Source organism: Fortiea sp. LEGE XX443 (genome assembly GCF_015206815.1).
GTDB lineage: Bacteria > Cyanobacteriota > Cyanobacteriia > Cyanobacteriales > Nostocaceae > Nostoc_B.
Window position 1 is genome coordinate 42,210 of sequence record NZ_JADEXZ010000040.1, and the last position, 10,995, is coordinate 53,204.

At 39.8% G+C, this 10,995-nt stretch carries 8 protein-coding genes; 4 read left to right on the forward strand and 4 right to left on the reverse strand.

All coding sequences use genetic code 11. The annotated features are described in order from the left end of the window. The first annotated feature begins 48 nt into the window (after positions 1 to 48). The 3 genes from serA (at position 49) to IQ259_RS15845 (ending at position 5,051) form a co-directional block, all read left to right on the forward strand. On the forward strand, positions 49 to 1,629 hold the full coding sequence (serA, locus tag IQ259_RS15835; protein ID WP_193886417.1) for a phosphoglycerate dehydrogenase: 1,581 nt from the start codon (positions 49 to 51) through the stop codon (positions 1,627 to 1,629). Between the two features lie 159 nt (positions 1,630 to 1,788). Then, a complete protein-coding gene (gene prmA, locus IQ259_RS15840) occupies positions 1,789 to 2,703 on the forward strand; it encodes a 50S ribosomal protein L11 methyltransferase (protein WP_193886437.1) in 915 nt (304 codons plus the stop codon). Between the two features lie 728 nt (positions 2,704 to 3,431). Then, positions 3,432 to 5,051, forward strand: a complete 1,620-nt coding sequence (locus IQ259_RS15845; RefSeq protein WP_193886419.1) for a vanadium-dependent haloperoxidase — start codon at positions 3,432 to 3,434, stop codon at positions 5,049 to 5,051. A 265-nt stretch (positions 5,052 to 5,316) separates the two neighbouring features. Here the strand turns inward: IQ259_RS15845 and IQ259_RS15850 are convergent, their stop codons facing one another. The 3 genes from IQ259_RS15850 to IQ259_RS15860 all read right to left on the reverse strand — a co-directional run bounded on the left by IQ259_RS15850 (position 5,317) and on the right by IQ259_RS15860 (position 7,986). Next, positions 5,317 to 5,571, reverse strand: coding sequence for a SemiSWEET transporter (locus IQ259_RS15850; protein WP_193886421.1), 255 nt, complete (start codon positions 5,569 to 5,571; stop codon positions 5,317 to 5,319). 148 nt (positions 5,572 to 5,719) lie between these two features. Then, positions 5,720 to 6,808, reverse strand: coding sequence for a chorismate synthase (gene aroC / locus IQ259_RS15855; RefSeq protein ID WP_193886423.1), 1,089 nt, complete (start codon positions 6,806 to 6,808; stop codon positions 5,720 to 5,722). 68 nt (positions 6,809 to 6,876) lie between these two features. After that, positions 6,877 to 7,986 carry a Gfo/Idh/MocA family protein gene (locus IQ259_RS15860; protein ID WP_193886425.1) on the reverse strand — a complete coding sequence of 370 codons (1,110 nt, stop codon included), beginning with the start codon at positions 7,984 to 7,986 and terminating at the stop codon, positions 6,877 to 6,879. Between the two features lie 300 nt (positions 7,987 to 8,286). Here IQ259_RS15860 and IQ259_RS15865 point away from each other — a divergent pair, with 300 nt between their 5' ends. Next, positions 8,287 to 9,933 (forward strand): sensor histidine kinase, encoded by a 1,647-nt coding sequence (locus IQ259_RS15865; RefSeq protein ID WP_193886427.1) that lies wholly within the window; start codon positions 8,287 to 8,289, stop codon positions 9,931 to 9,933. 207 nt (positions 9,934 to 10,140) lie between these two features. Here IQ259_RS15865 and IQ259_RS15870 read toward each other — a convergent pair whose 3' ends face one another. After that, positions 10,141 to 10,608, reverse strand: a complete 468-nt coding sequence (locus IQ259_RS15870; protein WP_193886429.1) for a DUF4870 domain-containing protein — start codon at positions 10,606 to 10,608, stop codon at positions 10,141 to 10,143. Positions 10,609 to 10,995 lie beyond the last annotated feature (387 nt).

Below are 10,995 nucleotides of genomic sequence, written 5' to 3' on the forward strand. Positions count from 1 at the left end.
ACTAAAAAGTCTTGTACAGCAAAACCTATAGAATTAAACGAAGTAATCATGTCCAAAGTTCTCGTCTCCGATCCTATTGATCAAGCTGGAATTGACATTCTTTCCCAAGTAGCGACTGTAGATGTCAAAACAGGCTTAAAATCTGCGGAATTGATAGAAATCATTGGTGATTACGATGCACTGATGATTCGTTCTGGTACACGGGTGACAGAAGAAATTATTGAGGCTGGCACACAATTAAAAATTATCGGTCGTGCTGGTGTAGGCGTAGATAATGTAGATGTTCCTGCGGCTACACGTCGCGGAATTGTTGTAGTTAATTCTCCCGAAGGAAACACGATCGCAGCTGCTGAACACGCACTGGCGATGATGTTATCTTTATCTCGTCATATTCCTGATGCTAACGCTTCTGTGAAACGTGGTGAGTGGGATCGCAAAACTTTTGTAGGTGCAGAAGTTTACAAAAAAACTCTCGGTATTGTCGGTTTAGGTAAAATTGGTTCCCATGTTGCGGCTGTGGCTAAAGCAATGGGGATGAAATTACTCGCTTACGATCCCTTCATCTCCAACGAACGAGCAGAACAAATTGGCTGTCAGTTGGTAGATTTGGACTTGCTCATGCAGCAAGCCGACTACATCACACTTCATATCCCCAAAACCTCAGAAACCACCCACTTAATCAACGCCACAACTCTAGCAAAAATGAAGCCCACAGCGCGGATTATTAACTGCGCCCGTGGCGGTATTATTGATGAAGTAGCTTTAGCCACAGCCATTAAAGAAGGCAAAATCGCTGGTGCAGCATTGGATGTGTTCGAGTCAGAACCTTTAGGTGAATCGGAATTGCGATCGCTCGGTAAAGAAGCCATCCTCACCCCCCACTTAGGAGCATCCACCACAGAAGCTCAAGTAAATGTAGCCATTGATGTTGCTGAACAAATCCGTGATGTGCTGCTGGGACTACCCGCACGTTCCGCAGTCAATATTCCCGGACTCGGCCCCGATGTCTTGGAAGAACTCAAACCCTACATGCAGCTGGCTGAAACTTTGGGTAACTTGGTAGGACAATTAGCTGGTGGTAGAGTAGAAACACTGACAGTCAGATTACAAGGGGAACTGGCAACTAATAAGAGTCAGCCCTTGGTAGTAGCATCTCTAAAAGGTCTATTACACCAAGCTTTGCGCGAACGGGTAAATTATGTCAACGCCAACATCGAAGCCAAGGAACGGGGAATTCGTGTAATTGAAACACGAGACGCTTCTGTGCGCGATTATGCTGGTTCCCTACGTTTGGAAGCCACAGGTACTTTAGGCACTCATTCAGTGACAGGTGCTTTGTTGGGTGAGAAAGAAATTCACTTAACTGACGTTGACGGCTTCCCGATTAACGTTCCCCCCAGCAAACATATGGTGTTCACCTTGCACCGTGATATGCCAGGAATTATCGGTAAACTCGGTTCCCTCCTCGGCAGTTTTAACGTCAACATTGCCAGTATGCAGGTAGGACGGAAAATCGTCCGTGGTGATGCTGTCATGGCTTTGAGTATTGATGATCCCTTACCCGATGGCATTTTGGCTGAAATTACCAAAGTACCAGGAATTCGAGATGCGTATACAGTAACACTTTAAAAGTGCTGAGTGCTGAGTAGAAAGTGCTGAGTGAAGAACGTTAGAAATTCAGAACAACTTACCACTCTCATCACTCTTGCACAGACGCAACGCGTCCCCACTCAGCACTCAGCACGGGCTGAACGCCCCGCTACCGCTAACAGCACTCAGCACTTAGATATGGCAAACACTTGGTGGGAATTACAGATTTTATGTGAGCCAGCATTAGAAGATTCGATCTTTTGGCGGCTGGAAGATTTTGGTAGTCGGGGGACAGCTAGTGAACGTAAAGGGAATTCTTCGCTAGTAAAGGCTTATCTGCCGCAATTTCAAGCAGAGTTACTAGATTTAGCAGCACTGGCGCTACGGCTGCGCCAAGATGCTTTGTGTGTGGGATTTTCTGCTCCTAGCTTACACTGGCAGTTAATTGATGAAGAAGATTGGGCAACCAGCTGGAAACAATATTGGCAACCCCAAGAAATAGGCGATCGCTTTTTGATTAACCCTGCATGGCTACCAATCCCGGAAACAGAACGGTTAGTGATTCTTCTTGATCCTGGTGTTGCCTTTGGTACGGGTAATCATGCCACAACTCAACTTTGTTTAGAAGCTTTGGAAATGCGCTTGAGCAAAGTTCCCCAATCTTTTACTGGTAGCGAACAAACAGATCCAATGATTATTGCAGATATCGGTTGTGGTTCTGGTATTCTATCCATTGGTGCAGTACTGTTGGGTGCAGAAAAAGTCTATGCGGTGGACAACGATCCCCTAGCAGTACAATCAACTTTCAGCAATCGCGCCCTCAATAACGTTAACCCAGAAAGCTTGATCCCAGCCGAAGGTAGTGTAGACGTTTTGAGCAAAATTATTGAGAAACCAGTCGATGGCATCGTCTGTAATATCTTGGCTGACGTGATTATTCAGTTGGTTCCCGAAATGACTGCGATCGCTAAACCCACCACTTGGGCAATCTTCAGTGGCATTTTATTAGAGCAATCGAAAGCAGTAGCAGATGCCTTAGAAGCAAATGGTTGGGTTGTGGCTACCCTGTGGAAAAAGAAAGAATGGTGCTGTTTAAATGTCCGGCGTTCTTAGTTGACGTTGACTGTCAACTGTCAAGACGATGAAATATGCAAGCTTTATGTGGAATATCTGAACAATATTGATTCAATAAATTGGATAGCCGAGGCGCAACAATTCTGCCTCTATTTTTTTGCTATAGCAGTAGCCAAGGCAGTTAGGACATCGGCCAATGATAAAACTCATGCACTAAAAGACTCTTAACCCTGTCACCGTTCGGCTGACGCTCACGGCGGAAGCCTGCGGTCACTGAGCGGCTGGTGAGCGCAGTCGAACCATGCCGAAGTGTCACCTGTTCCCTGTCACCTGCTATATAAATAAAATTTTGATACGAAATCGACCATTGAAAATTTGTAGTTACAAGTTTTGGCTTGTAAACAATCAAGCAATCTCTAGAAAGTGAAGAAAAGTTAGCTAAAAAAAATATAGAAAAATTTGCCAATTTTTCCGAAATTATCAAACTCTAGTAAGTAGATAGATGTGTGACTAACACACACTAGTTTTGCAAGTTGAAACAATATAGTTTCGCTAGTTGTAACAAGGGTGTGCTATTCATAAAAATTTACCTGAAATCTTCACAAGCATATTGCCATATCAGGCTTTCGGCAACCAATAAAAGCCCATAGCTATCTATATATTTGAAGTAAAAAATTTATGGCAAATATGAGTAGATAGAGATTTTCAGGAATATTTGTTCATCAATTAATCAACACCAACAAATTAAAAATATTGAGGAATTTATCATGAATAAAGAGAATAAAGAGCGTCCTTCTCGTCAAGAATGCCAAGAATTAGGCCCCGAAAACAACAGACAACGTCGGAGATCATCTCGCCAAATTCGCCGCGAGGCAACACAAATCGCCTTTAACCGAGGTGTATCAGATCATATCTGTAATGGTGAAGAGCAAGACTATCGTGGTGCAAATGGATCTCCTAACTATATTGCAAACTTCTCTAAAGGTTTGCCTCATAATGAATTAGGAGAAGTTAAACCAGAAGCTTACCAATCTCTACTCAAAGCCCTTGAAAGTGGCAAACCACAAGACTTTGAAGCTATCCAGTTAGGTCTTGGTCGTAAATTGACCAGTCCCCAAGCAGGTTTGGGTTTTGATTTACAAGGCCCAGACGGTCACGCAATTGTCATACCTCCAGCACCTCGCATTGACTCAGCACAAAACTCTGGGGAAATGGTAGAACTTTATTGGATGGCACTACTGCGGGATGTCAACTTTACCGAATATGCAAATAATTCCCAAGTAGCAGAAGCAGCAGCAGATTTATCTAAATTATCTGATTGTCGTGCGCCAAAAGTTGGCGGAAAAGTGACGCCAGCCACTATCTTCCGAGGTATTTATTCTGGCGACTTAGTAGGCCCCTACATTTCTCAGTTTTTGTTTAAGGATATTCCCTATGGTTCTCTGACCATTTCTCAAAGGCAGAAAACCGTAGCACGAGATATTGATTACTTGACAGATTACAACTCTTGGCTAAATATCCAAAACGGTGGTGCAGCCAAAGAAGATGTTTTTGACCCCACACCTCGTTATATCCGAAATCTGCGTGATATTGGTCAATATGTCCACGTTGATGCACTGTACGAAGCTTACCTCAATGCCTGTCTGATTCTATTGGGATTGAATGCTCCCGTAGATCAGGGTAATCCCTACAGAAACTCAAGAACTCAAATCGGGTTTAGCACTTTTGGTGGCCCCCACATTCTCAGCCTCGTGACTGAAGTGGCAACCCGCGCCCTAAAAGCTGTGTGGTTCCAAAAGTGGTTTGTGCATCGTCGCTTGCGTCCCGAAGCATTTGGCGGACTAGTTCACAACCAATTGACTGGACGTGCAAAATATCCCATCAATGAGGAAGTTTTTAAATCCAGCGCCTTAGAAAAAGTCCATAGCCGCTATGGTACTTATCTACTACCAATAGCATTCCCAGAAGGTTCTCCCACCCATCCTGCATATGGTGCGGGACACGCTACTGTAGCAGGTGCTTGTGTCACCATTCTCAAAGCTTGGTTTGATGAATCTTGGGTCATACCTCAGCCTGTAGTTCCCAACGCTGAAGGAACTGGGTTAATTCCATATACTGGCTCTGACGCAGACAAGCTAACTGTAGGCGGTGAATTAAACAAGGTTGCAGCTAATATTTCACTCGGTCGTGATGCTGCTGGTGTTCACTGGCGTAGTGATTACACAGAATCGCTAAAACTGGGTGAACAAATAGCAATTGGCTTGCTGCAAGAGCAGTCAATTACCTATAACGAAAATAATTTCTTTACCCTGACGAAATTCGATGGTCAGACCATCAAAATTTCTCGTGACGAAGTGAAACACTTAATGGTAGAGAAAGATGATTAGTGATGGGTTACTAGTCACTACTAGTTCATAATTAATCATTACCCTCGGAGTCATCCGAGGGTAATATTACGATTAGGTACTAAGTAGGTCGGTGTTAAAAATTGTCGTTATAACAAGGCAGGAGGCAGAGGGCAGAAGGGAAGAGGTTTTCAACCTACTTTACTTTCCGTTACATAGTTCCGTTTATTTGCACCTTTCTACTTAGCAAAAATATTCATTCCTATAAAAAATATACTTAAACTCTTAAATTTTATCTAAGTTAGCTTTATTTATATTTAATTTTTAACCATAAAATTATTAAATTAAAAATAAATGATACGGCGTTGGCAATAATAATTGGTAAAGCTTGCAGAGCAATACCATAAACTAACCATAATAAAAGCCCACTCATAAATGTAATCAACATCACAAAAGAAACATCTTTTGCTGATTTCGTTTGCCAAGTTTTGAACATCTGGGGCAGAAATGCTACGGTAGTTAATCCCCCAGCAACTAATCCTAAAATTGTTAAAAAATCCATTACTTTATGTAACTTATTTTAGTATTGTTAGTGTAGCATTTTACTGGAATAGCATTTATGTGTTGCTTTTATTAGACACCTTAAAAACACGAAAAAGGGCAAGTATTTAGCTCACCCTCAAATAATTCTGACAATTTAATTTTAATTCCTACAACACCTGACACTGGCCATGATGCCGCAATAAATGATCGCACAACACGAGTGCCACCATCGCTTCAACCATTGGAACTGCACGAGGTAACACACAAGGATCATGTCTGCCTTTTGCAGCTAACAATGTTTCTTCACCTTCACGAGTGACTGTTTTTTGTTCTTTTCTAATAGTTGCTGTTGGCTTAAAAGCAACTCGTAAAATAATATTTTCGCTGTTAGAAATACCGCCTTGAATGCCACCAGAACGGTTAGTTACAGTGCGAATTTCACCATTTTCATCAATATAAAATTCGTCGTTATGCTCAATTCCTGTTAACAGTGTCCCAGCGAAACCTGAACCAATTTCAAAACCTTTACTCGCAGGAAGAGACATGACAGCCTTAGCGATATCGGCTTCCAATTTATCAAATACGGGTTCACCCAAACCTTTCGGCACATTTCGTGCTACACATTCCACTACACCGCCGATAGAATCACCTTGTCTACCAGTTTGCTCGATTAATTCAATCATGCGATTGGCGCATTCTGCATCAGGACAGCGGACAATGTTGCTTTCTACTTGTTCTAAGGTGACGGTATTTGGGTCAACTACGCCTTCCAAATCTTTGATACGCTTGACGTAACTGATAACTTCTACATTAGCAGCTTGCTGAAGTATTTTTTTAGCGATCGCACCAGCCGCGACTCTACCAATTGTCTCACGCGCCGACGACCTACCACCACCTTGCCAATTCCGAATTCCGTATTTAGCATCATAGGTCGCATCTGCATGAGAAGGACGATATTTCTGCGCCATCTCATCATAGTCTTGCGGACGTGTGTCTTGATTCCGCACGAGGATAGCAATGGGTGTCCCTAGAGTTTTCCCCTCAAACACCCCAGACAAAATCTCGCAGGTGTCTGCTTCTTTGCGCGGCGTTGTAATCTTACTTTGTCCTGGTCGTCTTCTGTCTAACTCTACCTGAATTTCTTCGGCAGTAATCTCCAGTCGCGGAGGACAACCGTCAATTACAACTCCCACACCGCCGCCGTGAGATTCACCAAAGGTAGTGATGCGAAACAGATGCCCAAAAGTATTACCCATGATTGTGAGGAAAAAGGATAAGGCTTTTGTATTCTACCGAGAGTTTTTGCAAATGTTAAAGTCCTAGACTATTTTATATTTAATTCTTCCAAGCTGGGGACATCTACCCAACTACCTGTGTTATGAGATTGATGAGCTAAATCCATTAACAATTGTGAATAAACACCTTCTCGTAAAGATGGGACTATTGACTGCTTTTGGTCAATTCCTTGTAGCCATTGGTCTACTACTCGCAGAAATGCAGAAATGCGTCCGTCGCTGAAGTTTTGGGTAAACATTAATCGGTTGGGGATTTCAATTTCTGCTAACGGTTGTCCCACTTGGGAACCCCAAACCCGAAAACCGTGGATATAGTCTTTTTGATTTTCGCTACCTAAAACTAATGTACCGCGATCGCCATACACTTCTACCCAATGAGTTCTCGGTGCGTGAACAACAGCACTAATGGTAACTTGGCAAGGTGTACCATCAGCCAATTCCAACGACAGCAGGCAATTATCATCTGTATCTACTGGCTTTATTTCGCCACTGCTAGGGTCAATACGGTTAGGGATAACTGTAGTTAAATAAGCGCTGAATCTGCGAACAGGCCCAAATAACCAATAAATATAATCAAAGGTGTGAGAACCCAAAGACCCTAATGCACCACCACCTTTATCTTGAGAAGAATACCAATTCCAAGGGCGGGAAGTATCAGCACGGGAAGAACCTAACCAATCAATTTTAATTAGGCGCTTGTTACCGACATAATCTGAAGATAAGAGTTCAGAAAATAACTGCCATCCTGGGACAAAGCGAAATTCAAAATCAACAACAGCGGTAACGCCATTTGCTGTTGCTAATTTATGTAGTTCTTTAGCTTCAACTGCGGTTAAAGTTGTGGGTTTTTCTAATAATAAATGTTTACCTGCTTGCAGCACTTCTTTTGCCATTTCATAATGCAAAAATGGTGGTGTAGAAATACTAACAGCTTGCACTTCTGGTAACTTGAGAATGTCTGCAATGGTAGTGCAAGCATGAAGAATATCATTAGCATTTGCAATTGCTTTGGCTTTATTAATATCGCGGTGATAAACAGCAACTACATCAGTTCGAGGATGAGCTTTAAATCCCGGAATATGGACTTTTTGACCAAATCCAGTGCCGACTACAGCAACACCAAGTACATTCTGATTCATGGTTAATTTGGCACTCTTAAACTAATTTACTGCAAAAATCATATCGTATAGTAATACTATTTTTATAAAATTTTTCTCATATTTATAAAATTAAAAATAAAACAATTAGTAATAATACTGAGATTTGATAAAAACCAAAATATTTTTTGCTAAATATGGACAAACGATAGAAAAAAGAAATATATATAAAATAGTTCTGTTATTGCTGTTAATAAAATTAACAATATCTACGCAGATATACAAGCTCACTCATCAAATACATAAAATATTCAAGATAGCAAATCTGGAATATAAAAAAACATGAAAACATCTCTGTTTCGTAAATTAAAACTTGTTCCTTCGCAACTAGTAACTGTAACAGTACTACTGACATTCCTCTTGTTCATTCCGCAAATTTGGCTCAATTTACAAGCATATTATGATTTTCATAAAATTACTAAGAATGAATTTAGATTACAAAAACTGAGTGATAAAATTATCTATTTTGATGAAGTATTAACTATGTCAGCCCGCATGAATGCAGCTACGGGAAATCTGATGTGGGAACAAAGGTATCGCAAATTTGAGTCACAACTTGATATTGCTATTCAAGAATCTATTAAACTAGCTCCTAAAGAATATAGAAATGAGGATGCAAAAAAGATTGATATTGCTAATCAAGAATTAATTAAAATGGAATCTCAATCTTTTGATTTAGTTAAAAAAAATCAAAAACAAGCAGCACAACTACTATTATCTAGCCGCGAATATGAAATTCAAAAACAGATTTATGCTGATGGTGTTGCTAAAAGAAACTATAATATATCGTTTCAGTTGCAGCAACAAGTTACTGAATATCAGCAAAGAATATTTTGGGCAATTTTAGGTTCTATTGTAAGTTTAATGTTGTTGATTCCGGCATGGTTTTTGGTGTTAAATTTATTGCAGGAATATTTAAAAGCTAAAAAAAATGCTCAAGTCGCCTTAGAAGAAACTAATTATATGTTAGAAAACCAAGTGACGATGAGAACAGAAATATTAAATCAGAAAAATATTCAATTACAACAGACACTGCAAGAATTACAGCATACTCAAGTACAGTTGATTCAAACTGAAAAAATGTCTTCGCTTGGTCAGTTAGTAGCTGGTATTGCTCATGAAATTAATAACCCTGTTAATTTCGTTTATGGCAACTTGATGCACGTTAGAGAATACACTCAGCAGTTATTATCTTTAATTAATTTATATCAGCAACAATATTCTAATTACAACTCAGAAATTACTATTCTAATGAGTGAGATGGATTTAGACTTTATTCTTGATGATCTGCCAAAACTTTTATCCTCCATGGCCGTTGGTACTGAGCGTATTCGTGAGATTGTGCTGATTTTACGAAACTTTTCCCGTCTTGATGAAGCTGATATGAAATCTGTAGATATTCATGAAGGTATTAATAGTACTTTGTTAATTTTGCAGCATCGTCTTAAAGAAAAAGACGAACAGCAGGAAATTACAATTATCAAAAAATATGGTGATTTGCCTCTTGTTGAATGTTATCCTGGAGGATTAAATCAAGTATTTATGAATATTATTAGTAATGCCATTGATGCTTTACGTGAACAAGAAATAGACTACTTAAAACAAGAAATTAAACAATACCATAATTACATTACTATCCATACTCAATTTCAAAATAAAGACCGCGTAATTATCAGCGTTAAAGACAATGGTTCAGGAATAAATGAGGAAATTAAACCTAGATTATTTGATCCATTTTTTACAACTAAACCAGTCGGTCAAGGTACTGGATTAGGATTATCTATTAGTTACCAAATTATAGTAGAGAAACATAAGGGAAAAATCAACTGCATCTCAGCGCCTGGCAAGGGGACAGAATTTTTGATTGAAATTCCTGTTAAACAGATAAATGAGGCAAGGTTGGATAGTAAATGTAGTGAATATTTATAGTATATGGCAGGTGACAGGGAACAGGTGACACTTCGGCATGGTTCGACTGCGCTCACCAGATGCTCAGTGACCGCATGTGACAGGGTTAAAAGTCTTTTAGTGCATGAGTTTTATCATTGGCCGATGTCCTAAATGCCTTGGCTACTGCTCTACTTGTCGTGATTCTGGATAATTAACAAGTGCATTTTAACTTTTGTTTATTAGCTCTTATCTGAGAATTCGCATTGTGAAAGGATAGCGATAGTGTTCTCCGTGATAAGCTTTGATGGCGGCAAAAGTCACTAGGAATAATTGTAATAATATTAATCCTATAATTAGAAACATCCAGACAAAAAGTAAAGCATCTAAAACTGATTTAACTTCATTAACTGCACCATTAGTTGTTATGGCAACGCCACAGCTACCCAGTACGAGTACCAAGGAAAAAATAATTACAACTAAAGTATACAAAGTCAATGATATTTGAAAGTTTAAAGATTCTCTACCTTGAAAGTCAATCCAAGGAAATTTAGATTTTTTAAGTTGCCAAATTCCTAGTGGTAATAAAATATTTAATGGTAAATATAAAGGAATACCAACAAATACTAATCCAAATAACAATAGCCATGCCAATAAAGCCGAAAGATGACATAACATCGCCCATGTACGCATTTTTTGTTGGACTTGTTTTCTCATGGCTTGTTAATTAGGATTTAGATGAATAAGATTTCTATCTACTACACTACCTGTAAACCAGCAGGACAAAAGTTTAAAATTTGAGTATTTCTCGGTCATAATTTTCCGGTAGAAGAGGTTCTATTTCCCAGATTATGCCTTCTCCTGGTTCTAAGCCAACTTCTACGACGCAATATCTTCGTTAGTTTGTCTATCTTCTACGCTCCAGGCTGCTGCTGCACTTAATTCTAAATTCCAGCGTTCTTAACCAACAAACCCTAAGAGGCTGTTTTAAAAGTCTAAGAGGTGGTAAAAAAACTCTCTCAGTATATGCTGTGAATAGATAATAGACAGCACTGAGAGAGCAACATGAGTAAAGCATACCCTAGCAATCTGACCCGCGCCCAA